At 73.8% G+C, this 18,973-nt stretch carries 20 protein-coding genes; 9 read left to right on the forward strand and 11 right to left on the reverse strand.

What is annotated here, in order from left to right; translation table 11 throughout:
- The first annotated feature begins 203 nt into the window (after positions 1-203).
- The 4 genes from ACI79H_RS18430 to ACI79H_RS18445 all read left to right on the forward strand — a co-directional run bounded on the left by ACI79H_RS18430 (position 204) and on the right by ACI79H_RS18445 (position 2,268).
- A complete protein-coding gene (locus ACI79H_RS18430; protein WP_456555872.1) occupies positions 204-758 on the forward strand; it encodes a hypothetical protein in 555 nt (184 codons plus the stop codon).
- On the forward strand, positions 755-937 hold the full coding sequence (locus ACI79H_RS18435) for a hypothetical protein (RefSeq protein WP_456555873.1): 183 nt from the start codon (positions 755-757) through the stop codon (positions 935-937). The genes ACI79H_RS18430 and ACI79H_RS18435 overlap by 4 nt, the downstream gene beginning before the upstream one ends.
- 235 nt (positions 938-1,172) lie before the next feature.
- Positions 1,173-1,598: a hypothetical protein gene (locus ACI79H_RS18440; RefSeq protein ID WP_456555874.1), complete on the forward strand. Its 426-nt coding sequence runs from the start codon at positions 1,173-1,175 to the stop codon at positions 1,596-1,598.
- An 85-nt stretch (positions 1,599-1,683) separates the two neighbouring features.
- On the forward strand, positions 1,684-2,268 hold the full coding sequence (locus ACI79H_RS18445) for an HhH-GPD-type base excision DNA repair protein (protein WP_456555875.1): 585 nt from the start codon (positions 1,684-1,686) through the stop codon (positions 2,266-2,268).
- 12 nt (positions 2,269-2,280) lie between these two features.
- On the opposite strand, the gene ACI79H_RS18450 is transcribed toward ACI79H_RS18445, so the two are convergent.
- Positions 2,281-2,688: a four-helix bundle copper-binding protein gene (locus tag ACI79H_RS18450; protein ID WP_456555876.1), complete on the reverse strand. Its 408-nt coding sequence runs from the start codon at positions 2,686-2,688 to the stop codon at positions 2,281-2,283.
- 197 nt (positions 2,689-2,885) lie between these two features.
- Here ACI79H_RS18450 and ACI79H_RS18455 point away from each other — a divergent pair, with 197 nt between their 5' ends.
- The 3 genes from ACI79H_RS18455 to ACI79H_RS18465 are packed head-to-tail and all read left to right on the forward strand — an operon-like array spanning position 2,886 to position 6,477.
- On the forward strand, positions 2,886-5,333 hold the full coding sequence (locus tag ACI79H_RS18455; RefSeq protein WP_456555877.1) for a molybdopterin oxidoreductase family protein: 2,448 nt from the start codon (positions 2,886-2,888) through the stop codon (positions 5,331-5,333).
- The gene (locus ACI79H_RS18460; RefSeq protein ID WP_456555878.1) at positions 5,330-5,812 is read left to right on the forward strand and encodes a hypothetical protein; all 483 of its coding nucleotides are present in this window, start codon (positions 5,330-5,332) and stop codon (positions 5,810-5,812) included. Before ACI79H_RS18455 ends, ACI79H_RS18460 begins: the two co-directional genes overlap by 4 nt.
- The gene (locus tag ACI79H_RS18465) at positions 5,812-6,477 is read left to right on the forward strand and encodes a GPR1/FUN34/YaaH family transporter (protein ID WP_456555879.1); all 666 of its coding nucleotides are present in this window, start codon (positions 5,812-5,814) and stop codon (positions 6,475-6,477) included. The genes ACI79H_RS18460 and ACI79H_RS18465 overlap by 1 nt, the downstream gene beginning before the upstream one ends.
- A 39-nt stretch (positions 6,478-6,516) precedes the next feature.
- Here the strand turns inward: ACI79H_RS18465 and ACI79H_RS18470 are convergent, their stop codons facing one another.
- Positions 6,517-7,419: a universal stress protein gene (locus ACI79H_RS18470; RefSeq protein ID WP_456555880.1), complete on the reverse strand. Its 903-nt coding sequence runs from the start codon at positions 7,417-7,419 to the stop codon at positions 6,517-6,519.
- A gap of 198 nt (positions 7,420-7,617) precedes the next feature.
- Between ACI79H_RS18470 and ACI79H_RS18475 the strand changes: the two genes are divergently transcribed.
- Entirely contained in the window at positions 7,618-7,950 is a 333-nt protein-coding gene (locus ACI79H_RS18475) for a DUF3099 domain-containing protein (protein WP_456555881.1), read from the forward strand.
- Positions 7,951-7,959: 9 nt separating this feature from the next.
- Here the strand turns inward: ACI79H_RS18475 and ACI79H_RS18480 are convergent, their stop codons facing one another.
- The 4 genes from ACI79H_RS18480 to ACI79H_RS18495 are packed head-to-tail and all read right to left on the reverse strand — an operon-like array spanning position 7,960 to position 11,868.
- Positions 7,960-8,781 carry an ABC transporter ATP-binding protein gene (locus ACI79H_RS18480; protein ID WP_456555882.1) on the reverse strand — a complete coding sequence of 274 codons (822 nt, stop codon included), beginning with the start codon at positions 8,779-8,781 and terminating at the stop codon, positions 7,960-7,962.
- Entirely contained in the window at positions 8,778-9,833 is a 1,056-nt protein-coding gene (locus ACI79H_RS18485) for a FecCD family ABC transporter permease (protein WP_456555883.1), read from the reverse strand. Before ACI79H_RS18485 ends, ACI79H_RS18480 begins: the two co-directional genes overlap by 4 nt.
- Positions 9,830-10,873 carry a FecCD family ABC transporter permease gene (locus ACI79H_RS18490; protein ID WP_456555884.1) on the reverse strand — a complete coding sequence of 348 codons (1,044 nt, stop codon included), beginning with the start codon at positions 10,871-10,873 and terminating at the stop codon, positions 9,830-9,832. Before ACI79H_RS18490 ends, ACI79H_RS18485 begins: the two co-directional genes overlap by 4 nt.
- Positions 10,870-11,868 (reverse strand): iron-siderophore ABC transporter substrate-binding protein, encoded by a 999-nt coding sequence (locus ACI79H_RS18495; protein ID WP_456555885.1) that lies wholly within the window; start codon positions 11,866-11,868, stop codon positions 10,870-10,872. The genes ACI79H_RS18490 and ACI79H_RS18495 overlap by 4 nt, the downstream gene beginning before the upstream one ends.
- 306 nt (positions 11,869-12,174) lie before the next feature.
- Between ACI79H_RS18495 and ACI79H_RS18500 the strand changes: the two genes are divergently transcribed.
- Positions 12,175-12,405 carry a DUF3039 domain-containing protein gene (locus tag ACI79H_RS18500; protein WP_116450314.1) on the forward strand — a complete coding sequence of 77 codons (231 nt, stop codon included), beginning with the start codon at positions 12,175-12,177 and terminating at the stop codon, positions 12,403-12,405.
- Between the two features lie 4 nt (positions 12,406-12,409).
- On the opposite strand, the gene ACI79H_RS18505 is transcribed toward ACI79H_RS18500, so the two are convergent.
- The 5 genes from ACI79H_RS18505 to ppgK form a co-directional block, all read right to left on the reverse strand.
- Positions 12,410-13,483 (reverse strand): YihY/virulence factor BrkB family protein, encoded by a 1,074-nt coding sequence (locus ACI79H_RS18505; RefSeq protein WP_456555886.1) that lies wholly within the window; start codon positions 13,481-13,483, stop codon positions 12,410-12,412.
- Positions 13,484-13,563: 80 nt separating this feature from the next.
- Positions 13,564-15,792, reverse strand: coding sequence for a VanW family protein (locus tag ACI79H_RS18510; protein ID WP_456555887.1), 2,229 nt, complete (start codon positions 15,790-15,792; stop codon positions 13,564-13,566).
- 142 nt (positions 15,793-15,934) lie between these two features.
- Entirely contained in the window at positions 15,935-16,159 is a 225-nt protein-coding gene (locus ACI79H_RS18515) for a DUF7455 domain-containing protein (protein WP_456555888.1), read from the reverse strand.
- A 397-nt stretch (positions 16,160-16,556) separates the two neighbouring features.
- Entirely contained in the window at positions 16,557-17,900 is a 1,344-nt protein-coding gene (locus ACI79H_RS18520; RefSeq protein WP_456555889.1) for an RNA polymerase sigma factor, read from the reverse strand.
- A gap of 242 nt (positions 17,901-18,142) precedes the next feature.
- A complete protein-coding gene (ppgK, locus tag ACI79H_RS18525) occupies positions 18,143-18,886 on the reverse strand; it encodes a polyphosphate--glucose phosphotransferase (protein WP_456555890.1) in 744 nt (247 codons plus the stop codon).
- Positions 18,887-18,973 lie beyond the last annotated feature (87 nt).

Raw genomic sequence — 18,973 nt, forward strand, 5'->3', positions numbered from 1 at the left:
GCACCCTGCGCAAACCGGGGTGGCGCAGGGCGCCGCGGGGCGACGAGCTGGGACGGACCCCGCACGGGAATCGGTCGGTGAGCACCTCGGCAGCGCGGGCCCGCAGGCTTCCGGGACGGGCCGTGGTCATCCAGCGAGGACGACGAGCGGGTCCCGTCAGGGCGCGATCCTGGCTCTCGCACATCCCGGATCGGAGGTCAGCTGTGGGACCGGACTCGGACGATCGTGCTCCTGCGCAGCTCCTCGCGGCGGACGCCGCGGGCGACCACGAGCCGGCGAGCACGGGGCGCGACGCCCCGCCCGGCGGCGGCGGTGCCGCGCGGGGCCTCTCGTCGTCGGCGCTGGAGCTCGTCGCGGTCCTCGTGCTCTCGATCACGACCATCCTCACCGCCTGGTCCGCCTTCGAGTCCAGCAAGTGGGGAGGGGCCATGTCGATCGCCTTCAGCCAGGCCTCCTCCGCCCGGATCGAGGCGGCCCGTCTCGACGAAGCCGGGAACGTGCGCATCTCGAACCACATCGGGCTGTGGACCGAGTGGGCCGCCGCGACGGCGGCAGGGGACGCGGAGCTGGCCGAGTTCTTCGTCGAGCGATTCCCCGAGCCGCTGGCGAGCGCGCACGGCGCCTGGCTCGCCGCGGTGGCCTCGGCGAGGGGGCCCCGGAGTCGCCCTTCGAGATGTCGTCGTACGCGCTGCCGGAGAAGGCCGGCGCCGCGGCCGCTGACGAGCGTGCGGACGACCGGTTCGGTGCCGCCCTGGTGAACAACCAGCGCAGCGACGACTACACGATCCTCACCGTGCTGTTCGCAGCCGTGCTCTTCTTCACGGCGCTGTCCGGCCGCATGCGCCGGAGCCGGTCACAGCTGGCGCTGCTGGGGACCGGCACCCTGCTCGGTCTGGTGGGCGTCATCTTCCTGGCTGCCTTCCCCAAGCTCGTGTGAGCGTGCAGGCGGGCGGCTCGCGGCCCGCCGCGCGCGGGCGGACCCGCGCGGACCGGCACGCCATCGCACGTGCCGAGGCCGACCATCGCCCACCGCGACGGGCATGGATCGGCGCGTGGGGGTACCCGGGGTGCCAGCGGCCGTCGGCCGCAGCGCACCGCGCGTGGAGGCCGAGGAGGACGTCGTGTCGACAGGCGGACGAGAGGACAGCGTGAGCAGGACGGTCGTCCGGGGCATGCGGAGCACGGTCGGGAGGGAGAGCACCACCTTCGGCTTCTCGATCCTGGTCACCGTCACCTTCGGGGTCTGCCAGGTGACGCTGGGCTCACCGGACCTGCCCCGCATCTTCGCGTACGCGGTCGGCGCGGTCCTCTCCTTCACCCTGCTCGAGGGGATCCTCTCCGCGGGGTTCCGGCGCCCCATGCCCCAGCACCCCACCCAGACGCTGGCCCTGGGCACCAGCATGAACCTCCTGTCCGTGCTGGTGGGGATGGGCGCCGCGGCGTGGCTGTGCACCACGGCCTCGCACCTCGTCGTCTGGGGTCTGGCGCCGTTCGTCGCCGGCGTGGGCTACCTGGTGACCGAGAGCCTCGAGGACGCGCTCGCGGAGCGGATCCTCGTCGCTTCCGGGGACCCCGCGGCCCGGGAGGTCTCGGGCTAGGCCGCGGGGAGCGGCGGCCCGGGAGTCGCCGCCCACGGCGGCGCACTCCCGACTCCGCCCATCCGCGGTGCGGCAGGATCAGCGCGTGCCGACCGTTCGCATCGCCCAGGACCACGCCGCCGACGAACTGCTCGGCCGCGACCCGCTCGCTCTGCTGATCGGGATGCTGCTGGACCAGCAGTTCCCGATGGAGCGCGCCTTCGCAGCACCGCGGCTGCTCGCCGACCGCCTGGGCGTGGAGGTCCTGGATGCCGCGCAGCTGGCGGCGATGGACCCCGAGGCACTCACCGCGGTGTTCCAGGGTCCGCCGGCCCTGCACCGCTACCCGGGCTCGATGGCCGGCCGGGCGCAGGAGCTGTGCCGCCTCCTCGTCGAGCGCTACGGCGGCCGCGCGGAGAACCTCTGGGCCGACGCCCCGGACGGGCGCACGCTGCTCCGCCGGCTCCGGGAGCTGCCCGGCTTCGGCGCGCAGAAGGCGTCCATCTTCCTCGCCCTGCTCGGCAAGCGGTACGGGGTCACCCCGGCCGGGTGGCGGGAGGCCGCCGGCGCCTACGGCGAGGAGGGCTCGCACCGCTCAGCCGCCGACATCACCGGACCGGAGTCGCTGGCGGAGGTGCGCCGGTTCAAGCAGGAGCAGAAGGCCGCGAAGAAGGCTGGGACCGCCGGCTGACGTGCGGATCGGTCAGCCCAGCGAGCCGATGAGCTCCCGGCAGGCCCGCTCGCAGCGACGGCACGCCTCCGCGCAGACCCGGCAGTGCTCGTGCATGGAGGAGTGCTCCCCGCACTCGTCGCCGCAGGCCTTGCAGGCCGTGGCGCAGGCCTCCAGCACCGCTCGCGTCAGGGTGGCGTCGTAGCCGGTGTGGCGGGACAGCACCCGGCCGGTGGCCTCGCAGACGTCCGCGCAGTCGAGGTTGGTGCGGATGCACGTCGTCAGCTCGGCGACCATGTCCTCGGACAGGCAGGCGTCGGCGCAGGCCGTGCAGGCCTGGGCGCACTCGAGGCACGCCTCGATGCACTCCCGCAGCTCGTCTCGATCCACGCCTCCCAGGTCCTTCGGGTAGGTCTCGAGCATCTGGCTGGCAACGGACATGTCTGCTCCTCCTCGGGGGCGTCGGCGGAGGGCGTCGCTCGACGCCGGAGGCACCCGCCGACCACCCCCGCCTACCCCCGACCGGCGTGCGCACCCCCGACGGCCCGGAACGGGCACCTGGCGCGACTAGGGAAGGGGCGGGCAGGGGTAGTGCCCGGGCGGCTCTACCGGGCCGTTCGTGGAGCGGAGGAGCACTGATGGGGCGCACCGACCGGATCGCCGAACCGTGGGGAACTCGCACGCCGTACGGGCCGGGGGAGACCTGGCCGACGCGGGTGGACTCCTACCTGGCCGACGGGCTGACCGAGGACGACGTCGACCGCTGGGTCCAGACGGCGTCGATCCTGCACTCCAACGGCGACGCCTACGACATGGCGGTCAAGGACGGGCAGATCGTAGGCGTCCGCGGCCGGGCCGTCGACCGGGTCAACCACGGCCGGCTGGGCCCCAAGGACCTCTTCGGCTGGCAGGCCAACAACTCCCCGGACCGGCTGACCAGGCCGCTGATCCGCAAGGACGGCGAGCTGGTGGAGACCGACTGGGACACCGCGATGGACACCGTCGCGGGCCGGGCCAAGGAGCTGCTCGACGAGCGCGGCCCGAGCTCGATCGCCTTCTACACGACCGGGCAGCTGTTCCTGGAGGAGTACTACACCCTGGGCCTGATCGCGCACGGCGGGATCGGTACCAACCACGTCGACGGGAACACCCGGCTGTGCACGGCCACCGCGGCGGCGGCGCTGAAGGAGACGTTCGCCTCCGACGGGCAGCCCGGGAGCTACACCGACGTCGACCATGCCGACGTGATCGTGCTCTACGGGCACAACATGGCCGAGACGCAGACGGTGCTGTGGACGCGGATCCTGGACCGGCTGGCCGGCCCCAACCCGCCGCAGATCGTCTGCGTCGACCCACGGGAGACCCCGGTGGCCCGGGCGGCGACGGTGCACCTCGCCCCGCGGCCGGGCACCAACGTGATGCTGATGAACGCCGTGCTGCACGAGATCATCGGCAACGGCTGGATCGACCACGCGTACGTCGAGGCGCACACGGTCGGCTTCGACGAGCTGGCGGAGCGGGTGGCGGACTACCCACCCGATGTCGCCGCCGAGGTGTGCGACGTCCCTGTCGAGCAGATCCGGGAGGCCGCGCGGATCATCGGCACCGCCGAGCGGCTGCTCTCCACGGTGCTGCAGGGCTTCTACCAGTCGCACCAGGCCACCGCCGCCGCCGTGCAGGTCAACAACGTCAACGTCGTGCGCGGCATGCTCGGCAAGCCCGGCTGCGGGATCCTGCAGATGAACGGCCAGCCCACTGCGCAGAACACCCGCGAGGCCGGCGCCGACGGCGACCTGCCGGCCTTCCGCAACTGGTCCAACGACAGCCACGTCCAGGACCTGGCGAAGGTCTGGAACGTCGATCCGATGGACATCCCGCACTACTCGCCGCCGACGCACATCATGCAGCAGCTGCGCTACATCGAGGAGGGGTCGATCCGGTTCTTCTACGTCACCGCGACCAACCCCGCGGTGTCGCTGCCGGAGCTCGCGCGCATCCGTTCGCTGCTGTCCCAGGACCGGCTGTTCCTGGTCGTGCAGGACCTCTTCCTGACCGAGACCGCGCAGCTGGCCGACGTGGTCCTCCCCGCGGCGACGTGGGGCGAGAAGACGGGCACGTTCACCAACGTCGACCGCACCGTGCACCTGTCGGAGAAGGCGGTGGACCCACCGGGGGAGGCCCGGCCGGACCTGGACATCCTCATCGACTTCGCCTACCGGCTGGACCTCCGCGACAAGGACGGCGCCCCGCTGGTGAAGTGGTCCGACCCCGAGGGCGCGTTCGAGGGGTGGAAGGAGTGCTCGAGGGGCCGGCCGTGCGACTACAGCGGCCTGACCTACGACAAGCTGCGCGGCGGCAGCGGCATCCAGTGGCCGGTCACCGAGGACGCACCGGACGGCACCGAGCGGATCTACGTCGACGGGCAGTTCTGGGCGCAGCCGCACTACTGCGAGAGCTACGGGCGCGACCTCGTCACCGGCGCACCGCTGGACGAGACCGAGTACCGGGCGCTCAACCCGGCCGGCCGCGCGGTCCTCAAGGCCGCCGAGTACCTGCCCCCGCACGAGCTGCCCGACGTCGACTTCCCGTTCCAGCTCATCACCGGGCGGACGCTGTACCACTTCCACACCCGCACGAAGACCGCGAGGGCACCCCAGCTGCAGGCCGCCGCGCCCGAGGTGTGGGTCGAGATGTCGGCCTCGGACGCCGCCGACCGGGCATGGGCCGAGGGTGACCGGCTCGCGGTGACGACCCCGCGGGGCCGCGTGGAGGCGAAGCTCCGGATCAGCGGGATCCGGCCGGGGGTCCTGTTCCTGCCGTTCCACTACGGCTACTGGGACGAGCCGGGCGGGCACGAGCCGGACGGGCACGGCCGCGCGGCCAACGAGCTGACCCTCACCGACTGGGACGCCTGCTCGAAGCAGCCCATCTTCAAGACCGCCGCCGCGGCCGTCACCCGGCTGGCCGCCGGTGACGGCCCGTCGGCCGCGCCGACGACCACCGCCTCGCGACCGGTGACCGGCGACGTGCCGCCGACCCGCGGTGGCGACGCCGCGCTGGCGCAGGAGCGGGGAGGTGCCCGGTGAAACTGGGACTGGCGATCGAGGAGCTGCACCGGTCGGAGAACCACCTCGCGCGGGTGCTCCTGGCCGTCTCCGACCGGCACAAGGCCGACCACGAGGTCTTCCACGTGGCGCGCGACATCGCCGGCTGGTCGCAGCGGCACGTGCGGGAGCTGGCGCGCATCGGCACCGGCTTCGGTGTCGACCTGGATCCGGAGCCCGAGGGCGAGCCCGGCATCCTCGAGAAGATCCAGCAGGCGACCTCGGACCTGCTCGGCCGACGGCCCGAGCCCGGTCTGCTGCTGCTCGCCGACCTCCGCCACGTTCACCGGGAGGCCGCCGGGGTCTCCCTGGACTGGGAACTGCTGGCCCAGGCCGCGCAAGGTGCCCGGAAGCGGGAGCTGCTCGGCCTGGCCGAGCGCTGCCATCCCGACACGCTGCGGCAGATGCGCTGGGCCAACGCCAAGCTCAAGGAGTCCGCGACCCAGGCGCTGGTGAGCTGATGGCCGAATCCGTGGGCTCTCGCGTCGTCCTCCGGCCCATCGCCACCCCGCTGCCGCTGGGTTTCCTGGCGCTCGCCGTCTCGACCGTGCTGTTCAGCGCCGTCCAGCTGGAGTGGATAGCGCCCTCCGAGGGCAGGATCGCCGCCCTCACAGCCCTGGCCGCGACCGTGCCCCTGCAGCTGCTGTCGTCGGTGATCGGCTTCCTCGCCCGCGACCCGGTGGCCGCCACCGGCATGGGGGTGCTGTCCGGGACGTGGGCCGTCGTCGGCTTCACCACGCTGACCTCTCCGCCCGGTGCGGTCAGCGACGGTCTCGGCGTCTTCCTGCTGACCGCCGGCGCGGCCATGGCCATCCCGGCGGTCGCGGCACTCGGCAGCAAGGTCGTGCCCGCGGTCGTCATGGCCCTGGCCGGGACCCGCTTCCTCGTCACCGGGATCCACGAGCTCACCGGCTCTGCCGGCTGGAAGGCCGCCGCCGGCTGGGTCGGGCTGACGCTGGCCGTCGTCGCCTTCTACGCGGCGCTCGCCCTGGAGCTGGAGGGCGCCCGGCAGCGCACGGTGCTCCCGCTGGGCCGGCACGGCCCGGGGCGGGCGGCAGTGGACGGCGACGGGCCGCTGCAGCCGTCGGACCTGCGCGCCGAGGCCGGCGTCCGCCCGCAGCTGTGACCTCGGGGCCCCGGGCCTGACCCGGTGGCCCCGGGCTGATCAGCCCTCCGCGCGGATCGGCACCACCGCGACCGGGCAGGCGGCCCGGTGCAGGACGGCGTGCGTCGTCGACCCCAGCCGGGCGAGCAGCCCGCGGTGCCGGTGCCCCACGACGAGCAGGTCGGCGCCCGCCGCCGCCCGCAGGAGCGCACCGGCAGGGCGCTCCCGGACCAGCGCCTCCTCGATCCGGAGCCCCGGCGCGGCGGTGCGCCAGGGCGCGACCGCCTCGGCGAGCAGGCGCTGCTCGTCCGCGGCGACACCGCTCCAGTCGACCAGCGGCCCGAACCCGCCGACGCCGGCACCGAGCGTGAGCTCCTGCCAGGCGTGCACCGCCGTGAGGACGGCGCCGCGGGCCGCCGCCTCGGCGACGGCGAAGGCCAGGACCGGCTCGTCGGTCGGCCCGCCCTCGACCCCGACGACCACGGAGGCCGGGTCGCCGTCCTCGTGCTCGGGGGGCTCGTCGGGGGAGGCGATGACGGGGCACTGCGCGTGCTGGACCAGGGCGCCCGCGGTCGAGCCGAGCAGGAGGCCGGGCAGCCCGCCCGCGCCGCGCCGGCCGGTCACGAGCAGCGCGGCGCCGGCCGAGAGCGCGAGCAGCCCATCGACCGGGTAGTCGTCGACGACCGCGGCGGTGACCTCGACCGGGCCGGCGGCCTGCCGGGCGGCGCCCGCGGCGGCGTCCACCAGGGCGGTGGCGCTCTCCCGGAACCGTTCGCGCACCTCCCAGGCGGCCATCGGCACGGAGTCCTGCACGCCCTGCCGCGGCGTCACGTGCACGACCAGCAGCCCGACGCCCCGCCGGCGCGCGCACCCGGCGGCGTACACGGCCGCACGCATCGACGGGTCCGAGCCGTCGACGCCGACGACGACGCGGCCCTCCGCGGCCACCTGCGCTCCCGTCACCGGTCACCTCCCGTCCCCGGCCGTCGCTCGGCCTGCACCCCAGTCCTACCGGACGACGCGTCCCGGGACGACCGGGCCCTCCGTCCCTCCCGCACGCGTCTGCACGACCCCCGCCTGCGGTGGCACCATGGGGCGCGGATCCGGGCAGTCCCGGGGCGATCGCCCCGGTTGCGCCGGGCAGCGGAGGGATGGACGCCCGTGGTCAGCAGCCAGCAGTTCCCGCGGCCGCGCCGGCCGGAGCCGGTGCTGATCACCGAGGCGCAGGTCAGCCAGGTCGACCAGCACGCCGCGCGGAAGAAGCGCTACCTGATCACCATGATCATCCGCGCGGTCAGCATCGTGCTGGCGGCGATCTTCTACCAGACCCTGTGGCTCATGCTGATCTTCGCCGTGCTCGGCACGGTGCTGCCGTGGATCGCCGTGGTCATGGCCAACGACCGGCCGCCCAAGAGCAAGCAGCAGGTCAACCGCTACTCCGCGGGCCCCGACCGGCAGCTGGAGGCCCGCCCGCACCGGGTCATCGAGGGCTGACCGGGCGGGTCAGGCCTCCGCGCCGACCGGCGCCACCACGTGGTGCCGCCCGATCGGGAGCATGAGCGGCTTGCCGGAGACCGGGTCGAGGACGACCCGGCTGTCCAGGCCGAAGACCGTGCGCACGCAGTCCTCGGTGAGCACCGCGGCGGGGTCGCCTGAGGCGTGCACCCGTCCCGCCTCGAGCGCGACGAGGTGGTCGGCGTAGCGGGCGGCCATGTTGAGGTCGTGCAGGACCATGACGATCGTCGTCCCGCGGACCCGGTTGAGGTCGGTGAGCAGGTCGAGCACCTCGATCTGGTGGCTCACGTCGAGGAACGTCGTCGGCTCGTCGAGCAGCAGCAGATCGGTCTGCTGGGCCAGGGCCATGGCGATCCAGACCCGCTGCCGCTGGCCGCCGGAGAGCTCGTCGACCGCGCGCTCGGCCAGCGCCGTCGTCTGCGTGGCCTCCAGCGCGGCGGCCACGGCGGCGTCGTCCTCCCGGCTCCACCGGCTGAACATGCCCTGGTGCGGGTGGCGCCCCCGGCCGACGAGGTCGGAGACGGTGATGCCCTCGGGCGCGATGGGCGACTGCGGCAGCAGCCCGAGCGTGCGGGCCAGCTCCTTGGCCGGCATCCGGTGCACCGCCTTGCCGTCGAGCAGCACCCGGCCGGCGCGGGGGGACAGCAACCGGGACATCGACCGCAGCAGCGTGGACTTGCCGGAGGCGTTGGCGCCCACGACGGCGGTGATCCGGCCGGCCGGGACCGCCAGGTCGAGGCCCTCGATCACCGTGCGGTCCCCGTAGGCGAGCGTGAGCTGCTCGGCGACGAGCGAGTGCGTGGTGGTCACAGCGAGCCTCCGGCCCGGTTGGTGCGGACGATCAGGTAGATCAGGTACGGCGCACCGAGGACGCCGGTGATGACGCCGACCGGGAAGCGCGTGTCCAGCGCGAACTGGCCGACCAGGTCGGCCACCAGCACCAGCAGCGCGCCGACCAGGGCGGCGGGCACGAGCAGCGAGCCGTTCGGACCCACGATGCGCGCCGCGATCGGTCCGGCGAGGAACGACACGAACGCGATCGGCCCGCAGGCGGCGGTGGCGAAGGCGACCAGTCCGACCGCGGTGACGATCGCGATCAGCCGGGTGCGCTCCACCCGCACGCCGAGCGCGGCCGCGGTGTCGTCGCCGAGCTGCAGCGCGGAGAGGTTCTTCGCCTGGCCCAGCAGCACGGGGGAGAGCACCAGCAGCGCGACCAGCGCCGGCACCACCGCCGTCCACGTGGCGCCGTTGAGGCTGCCGGTCAGCCAGCGCAGGGCCTCCTGGTAGTCCCACTGCCCGGCCCGCGACAGCACGTAGGAGACGACGCTGTTGAGCATCGCGCCCACGCCGATGCCGACCAGGATGAGCCGGGTCCCGGCGACCCCGTCCGTGAAGGCGAGCAGGTAGATGAGCAGCGCGACGCCCAGGGCCGCGGCGACGGCCACGGTGGACACCGCGGTGCCGCTCAGCGACAGGATCACGATGCCGAAGACGGCCGCCGCGCTGGCCCCCGAGCTGATCCCGATGACGTCGGGGCTGGCCAGCGGGTTGCGCAGCATCGTCTGGAACGTCACGCCGGCCAGGCCGAAGCTCAGGCCGGCGACGACGGCCAGGACGCCGCGGGGGAGCCGGAGGCGGCCGACGGTGAACGAGGCGCCGGGCACGCGCTCGCCGGCGATCACCCGCAGCACGTCGCCGGGCGGGTAAAACGTCCGCCCGATCATGAGCGTGGCGGCGAAGGCGGCGACGACGAGCACCGCCAGCACGAGGACCACCAGCCGGCGGCGCGAGGAGCGGCGGACCCGCTGGCGGGCCACCGCGTCGACGGCGGTGGCGTCCGGCGGGGCGACGAGGGCGGTCACAGCTCCCGCACCTTCTGCCGGCGGACGACGGCGATGAAGAAGGGGGCGCCGATGAGCGCGGTGAGGATCCCGACGTCGAGCTCGCCGGGCCGGGCGATGATGCGGCCGAGCACGTCGGAGGCGGTGACGAGGCAGGCGCCGGTGAGCGCGGTGAACGGCAGCAGCCAGCGGTGGTCCACGCCGACGAGCAGCCGGCACAGGTGCGGGACGACCAGCCCGACGAACCAGATGGGGCCGGCGACGGCGGTGGCCGCGCCGCACAGCAGCACCGCGCCGACGGCGGCCGTGCCGCGGGCGAGCGCGACGCGCTCACCGAGCCCGGCGGCCAGCTCGTCGCCGAGGGCGAGGGAGTTCAGGCTGCGGGCCGACAGCAGGCTGATGACCAGCCCGACGGCGAGGAAGGGCAGCACCGGTGTGATGGTCGCGCCGGTCGCGCCGCCCACACCGCCGACCTGCCAGGACTGCACGTTGGCGGCGATGTCGCCGCGGGGCAGCGCGACGGCGGTGATGAAGGAGGTCAGCGCCGCCGAGGTGGCCGCGCCCGCGAGCGCGAGCTTCAGCGGCGTCGCCCCGCCGCGGCCCAGCGAGCCGACGGCGTAGACGAAGACCGCGGCCAGGGCGGCGCCGGCGATCGCGGTGGCGATGATGCTGGTCGCGGCGAACAGGCCGAACCACGCCAGCCCGACGACGACGGCCAGCGAGGCGCCCATGTTGATGCCGAGGACCCCGGGGTCGGCCAGCGGGTTGCGGGTGACGCCCTGCATGACCGCGCCGGACAGGCCCAGCGCGGCACCGACGAGCACCGCCAGGAGCGTGCGCGGGATCCGCTTGGTGACCGCGGCCTCCTCGATGGTCCCCGACGAGCCGCCGAGGGCCGCGACGACGTCGGACCACCCGACGCCGCGGGAACCGATCGCCACGGAGGCGGCCATCAGCACGGCCAGGACGGCCAGGACCACCAGGAGCCACAGGAGCCGGACCGGCACCGGACGCCGCACGGGGGCGGCGTCCGGTGCCGGACGGAGGTCGACCGAGGTCACTTCGCCTTGTCAGCTGCCTCGGCGAGCATGGTCACGTAGTCCTCGAGCACCCAGGAGATCGCCAGCGGCGTGGGGTTCGCGGCCGTGCCGAGGGGGGTGTCGGGCAGCAGCACGATCGAGCCGTTCTGCACCGCGGGCATCTGCGAGAGCAGCGGGTCGGCGTTGAGCGAGTCGACCAGCTCCTGGTCGCCGTAGGTCACGATGATCTCGACGTCGTCCAGCGTGTCGATCTGCTCGGAGCTGATCGTGCCGGAGAACTTCTCCGGGTCGGTCGAGACGTCCGCGACGCTCTGCGGGGTGGAGAGCCCCAGGTCCTCGAAGAAGGCGCTGCGGGTGTCGTAGGGCGTGTAGAAGCTGACCTGGCTGAGGTCGGTGGCGTCCACGTGGGTGAGGAACATCGTGGACCGGCCCTCGAGCTGCGGGTGGGCACCGACGGTGTCGGCGATCTCCTGCTCGAGGTCGGCGACCAGCTGCTCCCCCTCCTCGGCCATGCCCATGCCCGTCGAGTTGATCTCGATCATGTCGCGCCACGAGGTCGCCCACGGGCCCTCGGGGTAGGCGACGACCGGGGCGATCTCGCTGAGGGTGTCGTAGTCCTCCTGGGTCAGCCCGGAGTAGCCGGCGAGGATGACGTCGGGCTCGGTGTCCGCGACCGCCTCGAAGTCGATGCCGTCGGTCTCGTCGAACAGCACCGGGGTCTCGGCGTCGAGCTCCTCGAGGCGCTCGCTGACCCAGGGGAGCAGGCCGTCGCCGTCGTCGTCACCGAAGTTGGCGGCGGCCATGCCGACGGGCACGACGCCGAGGGCCAGCGGCACCTCGTGGTTGGCCCAGGCCACGGTGGCCACGCGCTCGGGCTCGGACTCGATGGTGGTGGTGCCGAGCGCGTGCTCGATGGTGATCGGCTCGAAGTCGCCGGAGCCGCCGTCGGCGCTGTCGGAGGAGTCGCCGCAGGCGGCGAGCCCACCGGTCAGGAGAGCGGCAGCGGTGAGTGCCACCAGTCGTGGTGCGCGGTGCATGGTGTCCTTCCAGCGTTCGTGCCGTGCTGCGGCGCAGCGCGGTGCGTCCGGCCGTCGGAGGCGGGGGTCGCGGCGCGCGTGGGCTCGGAGCCGGCGCGCTGGGACCAGGTCGCCGGGTCGTGCCGACAGAGCCAGGGGTTCAGTAGGTGAGGCTGGCCTAACCTAGAGGACGGTGGAGCGAGCTGTCGATCACGGTTCGGTCACGGTCGGCGCCTGTCATCATGGAGCTCGCGCGAGGGCCCGTTCCGCCGGGCCGTCGCGGGTCCCGACCACGAAGGAGTGCCCGTGAGCAGCAGCGACATCCTCGAGCGGCCGGACGTCCGCGACGCCGACACCGGCAACGCGAACGAGGTCTTCCACTACGTGCGGAAGAACAAGATCGCCGAGAGCGCGGTCATGGGCACCATGGTCGAGGCGCTGTGCGGCGAGGTGTTCCCGGTGACGAAGAGCCCGAAGCCGGGCAGCCCGGTGTGCCCCGCGTGCAAGGAGATCTACGAGCAGCTCAAGAAGGACTGAGCGATCAGTCCAACCCGAGACGCTTGGCCTCCGCGGCGAGCTTGGCCTCCCGACGGGCGCGGCGGCGGGGGTCGTGGCGGCGCAGCGGGGCCGGCCAGCGGGACTGGATGGTCGCGTTGAGCTCGGCCCCCAGCAGCACCGCCATGCCGAAGAAGAAGCAGAACAGCAGGATGCCGATCGGTGCGGCGAGCGCCCCGTACGGCAGCGCCGCGGTGAGGACGTCGGCGACGTAGGTGCGCAGCACCAGCGCCGCGACCATGAAGAACCCCAGCGCCAGCACCGCCCCGGGCAGGTGCCGGCTCCACGGCAGCCGGTTGGGCAGCACCACGTGGTAGAAGCTCGTCAGCGCCAGCAGCAGCCCCACGATGACCACCGGCCAGTAGATGCCGTCGATGAGCACGGTCGCGACCGGCCGCCAGTTCGCGGGCAGCAGCTGCACCAGCACGCCGCGGCCCAGCACCAGCAGCGGCAGGGTGAGGACGGCGATGACCATCCCCACGACGAACAGGAACAGCGCCTTGAGCCGGGTGCGGACCGGCCCGCGGACGTCGCGCTGGTCGTAGGCGATGACGATCGTGTTCATGAACGTCGCCGTCGCCGAGGAGCCGGCCCACAGGGACACCAGGAAGCCCACGCTGACGACGTCGAGCCGGCCGGAGCTGAGGATGTCGTTCAGCGTCGGCGCGACCAGCGAGTCGACGACGTCGGGGGTGAGCACCTCGGCCGAGGCCCGGAGCAGGTCGTCCTCGATCTGGCGCACGGCGTCCGCGCCGATCAGGTCGCCGAGGTAGCCCAGCGAGCCGAGCAGGCCGATGAGCAGCGGCGGCACGGACAGGATCTGCCAGAAGGCGGCCTCGCCGGACAGGCCCAGGATGCGGTCCTGCCACGCCTTGGCCAGGGTCCGGCCGAGCACCTGCAGGGGCACCCGGACGAAGCCCGGCCACGCGTCCAGCCGCCCCCGCGAGGGGGTGTCCGCGCGCGTCGCGCCGGCGTCGGCCGGCGTCCCGTCCGCCGCGTCGGGCTCCTCGGCGGCCCCGTCGGCCTGCGCCGACGGTCCGCTGGGCAGCACGGCGCTCATCCGTCCAGTGTGCACGTCACCGGTCCGCACGGGTCCGGTCGCGGGTGGGCCGCCGGGTGGCGGGTCGCCGGGCGAGCCCGTCAGCGCACCCGCCGGGGACCGGGACGGCGGCCGCCGGGGGCCGGTGCGCCGCCCGGCACGGTGCCCGCGGGGCCGGCCGGCGGCACGGGCGCCCCGGGATCGGCCGGCGGCACGCAGTTGATGACCGCCTCGGCGTTGTAGCGGGTCTCGAAGTTCTCCCGCTTGAGCTCCGCGCCCGTGGCCGGGTCCTTGAAGATCCGGGTCACGGTGATGTCGAAGCCGGGGACGCCGGACTGGCGGGTGCAGTTGCCGTCGTCGACCTTGTCGATGACCGCCGGCTGGCGCGGGTTGCGCCGCTCGCTGCTCACCGACTCGATGTCGTAGCGCTTGGTGCCGTAGAAGGTGACCGTCAGCGTGGACGGCGTCCACCGGGTGTCGACGTAGACGCCGGTGTCGCTGTCGTTGCGCCACTGCAGGTCGATCGCGCCCTCGTAGACGGTCGCCTCGCGGCCGGCCGGGTAGCGGCTGATGTAGAAGCTGTGCGGCTTGTGGAAGACGTCCTCGAGCCCGGCGAAGAACACCGCGTTGAACATCGTGGTGGCGAACTGGCTGATGCCGCCGCCCACCGCGGTGGACAGCTCGCCGCCGCTGATGACCGCGGCGGGCACGTAGCCCTGCGCGGTGCCGCGCGGGCCGGTGAAGGTGTTCAGGCTGAACGTCTCGCCGGGCAGCACGACGGCGCCGTCGACCTCGGCGGCCACCACCCGGATGTTCTCGCCGCTGGCCGGGTTGCCGATGTTGGTGGTGAAGGTGCTGATCTCCTCGCGGATGCCCAGCGCCTCGGCCTCCTGGGTGGTGAACTCCGCCGGCACCGGACCCGGCTCCGCGGTCACCGACCGCGGCGCGGGGTCGTCCAGCACGGGGAGGAGCTGCTCGGCGAGGTGCGCGGGGTCGATGCCGGTCCCGTCGACCGACGGCACGACCCGCACCGATCCGCCGGCCACCTCGAAGGTGGCGTCCCGGGCGGGGGTGCCGAACACGGCGAGCTCGTCGCCGAGGGCGGCCTGCAGGGCGGCGGGGTCGATCCCGACCTCGAGCTCCCCGGCCTCGGTGGGGGTGAAGGTCAGCGCCGCGGCGAGGGCGGTCACCGGGACCTCGGCCGTCTCGCCGCCCCCGGTCACCGCGACCGGCGCGGCGAGCGCGGGCTCCACGGTGGTGGTGAGGACCTCCTGGGCGGTGGCGGCGTCCACGGCGACCGGCTCGACCTCGACCGGCAGCTCCAGCGGCGTCGCGGGGTCCGCGACGTCGGTGAGGGCGTCCGTGATCGTCTCCTCGGCGCCGGCGCGGTCCAGCACCCGCCCGTCGGCGGGCTCCACCACGCGCGCGGTGGTGCCCTCGACGGCGATGGTGGCGTCGGCGGGCGTGCGGTCGACCTGCTCGGCGAAGGTCGCGAGCTGGGCGTCCAGCGAGCCGAGCTCGTCGACCACGGCGGCCTCGTCGACCTCCACGACGGGGTCGACCGTCCGGTCGGAGAACCACGAGCTGATCCGGGTGACGGGGTTCAGCGGCTGGTCGTCGGCGGCGTCCACCGTCGCCTCGACGTCGAGGGCGAAGCCGGCGCGCGTGGGGGAGAAGACCCCCTCCACGTCGTCGGCGACGACGCGGCGGTCGGCGGAGATGCGGGCGCCGAGCTCCTCGGTGAGCTCCTCGCCGGCGGCGGCGGGGGAGAGCCCCCCGATCTCCACCCCGGCGACGACGGTCGAGCGCGGGACGTTGCCGGAGGACAGGGCCAGGTCGGCGCCGTACGCGACGGCGAGCAGGGCGACCACGCCGGCGGGGACGAGGACGGCGGTGCGCCGCCACCACGGCGAGCCCGGGGTGCCGTCGTCCCCGGTCGGGGGCGGTCCGTCGTCGTCCGCACCGCCGCCGTCCGCGGACGCCCAGGCCGGCAGGACGCCGGTGGCGTCGTCGGGCTCGTCGTCGGCTCCGCCGGCCTCCGGGGTGGCGGCCACCGGTGCGACGGCGGACGGGGGGACGTCGACCGGGGTGGTCGCGTGCTCGCCGTCCGCCTGCGGCGCCTCGGCCTCGGCCTCCGGAGCGCCGCTCAGCCAGTCGCGCGGCACGGGGCGGGTGTCGTCGACCTCCCGGCCGTCGGTGGCGACGTCGTCCTGCCGGTCGGGCGTGTCGCCGTCGGTCGCCGGGCGCGACGCGTCCACCGGGGGCCGGCTGTCGGGTCCGTCGGCGCGCATGCGCACGGTCTCGTCGTGCGCGGGGGGCTGCTGGGCCATGGGGGTGTCCTCCGGTCGCCGCGTACCGGGGGTGCCCGGGAACGACGGAGCCGCCGGTCCTCCGTCCGCTCGGGGCGGTGCGGAGGAGCCGGCGGCGTCGTCGGGTGAGGCTGTCATCGCGGGCGCGACGATAGCGCTTCTCTCACGCTGTTACCTGCTGCTCGCCCTCGGTGTCGATGATGTCGACGGCGATGTCTCGGAGCTTGCTGTCGTACTCACGCGCGTGGTGCCCGCAGAAGACGAGGTCGCTGCCACTGGCAAGGACGACACGCACCTTGGCCAGAGCACCACAGCGGTCGCAGTGGAACGGAACGACGAGGTCATCGGTGGGCGGGGTCGTCGTCAGCGTCTGGGTCATCTGGCTCATCACTCGCTCTCTACCGCACGGACCCGCATCTGCGGATCGGCCTCCTGCACAGCGCCAGGATGGCCCCTCGTGTTCCCGCTCCGCTGTGGGCGAACCCGGACTCGCCGATCGAGACGAGTCCGTGATGTGCCGTCGGGTGGGGCGGGTCCAGCAGGGGACGTCACTGGGGTGGAACGGGTCGTGCTCGTGCTGGTCTCGCGTGCCGTGCCGGTCGGGTGACCGGTGCGGCCGTGGGTCCGCTGCTGTTCTGACGTCCCCCACGCTACGCGGTCTACCCGGCCGATGTCGGCGCCAACCCGCGTGGGAGACGTGGTCCGCCCCTTCGGGTGGGTCGCCGCGACGGTGGGGCTCGGTGCGACCGGGAACGGCTCCTGGCCGCGGTGACCTCCGGAGGACGTCAGTCGAGATAGTCCCGGAGGACCTGGGAGCGGCTGGGGTGGCGCAGCTTGCTCATCGTCTTCGACTCGATCTGCCGGATCCGCTCGCGGGTGACCCCGTAGACCTGGCCGATCTCGTCCAGCGTGCGCGGCTGGCCGTCGGTGAGGCCGAAGCGCAGCCGGACCACGCCGGCCTCCCGCTCCGAGAGGGTCTGCAGCACGCTGGTCAGCTGGTCCTGCATGAGCGTGAAGCTCACCGCGTCGACCGCCACGACGGCCTCGGAGTCCTCGATGAAGTCACCGAGCTGGCTGTCGCCCTCGTCGCCGATGGTCTGGTCGAGGCTGATCGGCTCCCGGGCGTACTGCTGGATCTCCAGCACCTTCTCCGGGGTGATGTCCATCTCCTTGGCCAGCTCCTCCGGGGTGGGCTCGCGGCCCAGGTCCTGGAGCAGCTCGCGCTGGATGCGGCCGAGCTTGTTGATGACCTCGACCATGTGCACCGGGATGCGGATGGTGCGGGCCTGGTCGGCCATGGCGCGGGTGATGGCCTGCCGGATCCACCAGGTGGCGTAGGTCGAGAACTTGTAGCCCTTGGTGTAGTCGAACTTCTCGACCGCGCGGATCAGGCCGAGGTTGCCCTCCTGGATGAGGTCCAGGAACGCCATGCCGCGGCCGGTGTAGCGCTTGGCGAGGGAGACCACCAGGCGGAGGTTGGCCTCGAGCAGGTGGTTCTTGGCGCGCTCGCCGTCGCGGACGATCCAGTTGAGGTCGCGGCGCATCTGCGGGGAGAGCTTGATGCCCTCGTCCTCGACCTGGCGCAGCCGCTCGGAGCCGTAGAGCCCGGCCTCGATGCGCTTGGCGAGGTCGACCTCCTCCTCGGCGTTGAGCAGGGCGACCTTGCCGATCTGCTTGAGGTAGGCGCGGACGGAGTCGGCCGAGGCGGTGAGCTCGGCGTCCTTGCGCGCCTGCCGCAGCGCCTCGGACTCCTCCTCCTCGTCCCACTCGAAATCGGTGCCGCCCTCGGCCGCCTCGTCCTCGGCGGGGGCCACCTCGACGCCGTCCTTGCCCGTCATGACCGTCTCGTCGAGCTTGAGGCCCTCGGACCCGGCGTCGACGACGGCCACGGTGGTCCCGTCGGCCGCGACGGCGGTGAGGACCGCGCCCTCGCCGGCGGTGGTGGACGGCGTGATGGCCGGCTTCGCGCTCTTGGCGGCGGACTTCTTGGCCGGGGACTTCTTCGCCGCGGCCGCGCTCTCCGGAACCGCGGCGGTGGCCCTCGGGGCGCGCGTGCCGGCGGCGACGGTGCGGGACCGCCGGGGGGTGCTCGCGTCGGCTGCTTCCGGTCCTGGCTGGTCGGCGGGCACTCAGGTTCCTTCCCGTGCTGGGACGTGCGCCCGGGGGCCGTCTACCCCCGGGTGAGCGGCTCCGGCTCCCGCTCTCCGGCACCGGCGGGGATCCGGGCGTACCCGTGCGGTGTTTGACCGCTGCGCGGGCAGGGGATCCCTCCCGGCTGGAGGGCGGCGGGCTGGGGCACAGCCATTGTAACGACGGACACGATCGTGACCACCGCCCAGCGCTCGCGCTTGCCGCACCGGCTACCGGGGCCTCAGCGGTCCTCCCGCTCCGCGGCCGCCAGCGCCGCACCCACGATGCCGGCGTCGTTCTGCAGCTGCGCCGGGACCACCGGGGTGCGGGTGGTCAGCAGCGGCACCCACTTGGCCGCCTTCTTGCTGACGCCGCCGCCCACGATGATCAGGTCCGGCCAGAGCCCGGCCTCCAGGACGTCGAGGTAGCGGTCGACCCGCGCCGCCCACTCGGGGTAGCTGAGCTCCTCCCGCTCGCGGGCCGAGGCGGCGGCGCGGTGCTCGCCGTCCTCGCCGTCGACCTGGATGTGGCCGAACTCGGTGTTGGGCACCAGGTGCCCGTCGACGAACAGCGCGCTGCCGATGCCGGTGCCGAAGGTCAGCATCAGGACGACGCCCGCCCGGTCCCGGCCGGCGCCGTAGCGCATCTCGGCGATGCCGGCGGCGTCGGCGTCGTTCAGGGTCTCGACGGTGCCGGGGATGAGCGCCTCGAGGCCGGCGTCGACGTCGGTGCCGATCCAGCTGCGGTCGACGTTCGCCGCGGTGTGCGCGACGCCCTGCTTCATCACGCCGGGGAAGGTGACGCCGAGCCGCGCGGTCCAGCCGAAGTGCTCGACGATGCGGCGCACGACGTCGTACACCGGCTCGGGCTGCGCCGGCTGCGGGGTCTCGATCCGCAGCCGCTCGCCGACGAGCTCGCCCTTCTCCAGGTCCACCAGGCATCCCTTGATGCCGCTGCCGCCGATGTCCACCCCGAAGCCCTGCATCCGCGAAGGTTATCGACAGGCCGCCGTGCTCCGCGCCGCTCGTGTGGTCCCGACCACCCCTGAGAGGGGGCCGGGGGCGCCGGGCTG

It is taken from the genome of Blastococcus sp. SYSU D01042 (assembly GCF_054050515.1).

Excerpts from the sequence above, each read along its gene's own strand:
- ACI79H_RS18440 (WP_456555874.1), top strand. The coding sequence starts at position 1,173 with ATGCGGAGCACGGTCGGGAGGGAGAGCACCACCTTCGGCTTCTCGATC.
- ACI79H_RS18450 (WP_456555876.1), bottom strand. The coding sequence starts at position 2,688 with ATGTCCGTTGCCAGCCAGATGCTCGAGACCTACCCGAAGGACCTGGGA.
- ACI79H_RS18455 (WP_456555877.1), top strand. The coding sequence starts at position 2,886 with ATGGGGCGCACCGACCGGATCGCCGAACCGTGGGGAACTCGCACGCCG.
- ACI79H_RS18465 (WP_456555879.1), top strand. The coding sequence starts at position 5,812 with ATGGCCGAATCCGTGGGCTCTCGCGTCGTCCTCCGGCCCATCGCCACC.
- ACI79H_RS18505 (WP_456555886.1), bottom strand. The coding sequence starts at position 13,483 with ATGAGCGCCGTGCTGCCCAGCGGACCGTCGGCGCAGGCCGACGGGGCC.
- ACI79H_RS18510 (WP_456555887.1), bottom strand. The coding sequence starts at position 15,792 with ATGGCCCAGCAGCCCCCCGCGCACGACGAGACCGTGCGCATGCGCGCC.
- ACI79H_RS18515 (WP_456555888.1), bottom strand. The coding sequence starts at position 16,159 with ATGAGCCAGATGACCCAGACGCTGACGACGACCCCGCCCACCGATGAC.
- ppgK (WP_456555890.1), bottom strand. The coding sequence starts at position 18,886 with ATGCAGGGCTTCGGGGTGGACATCGGCGGCAGCGGCATCAAGGGATGC.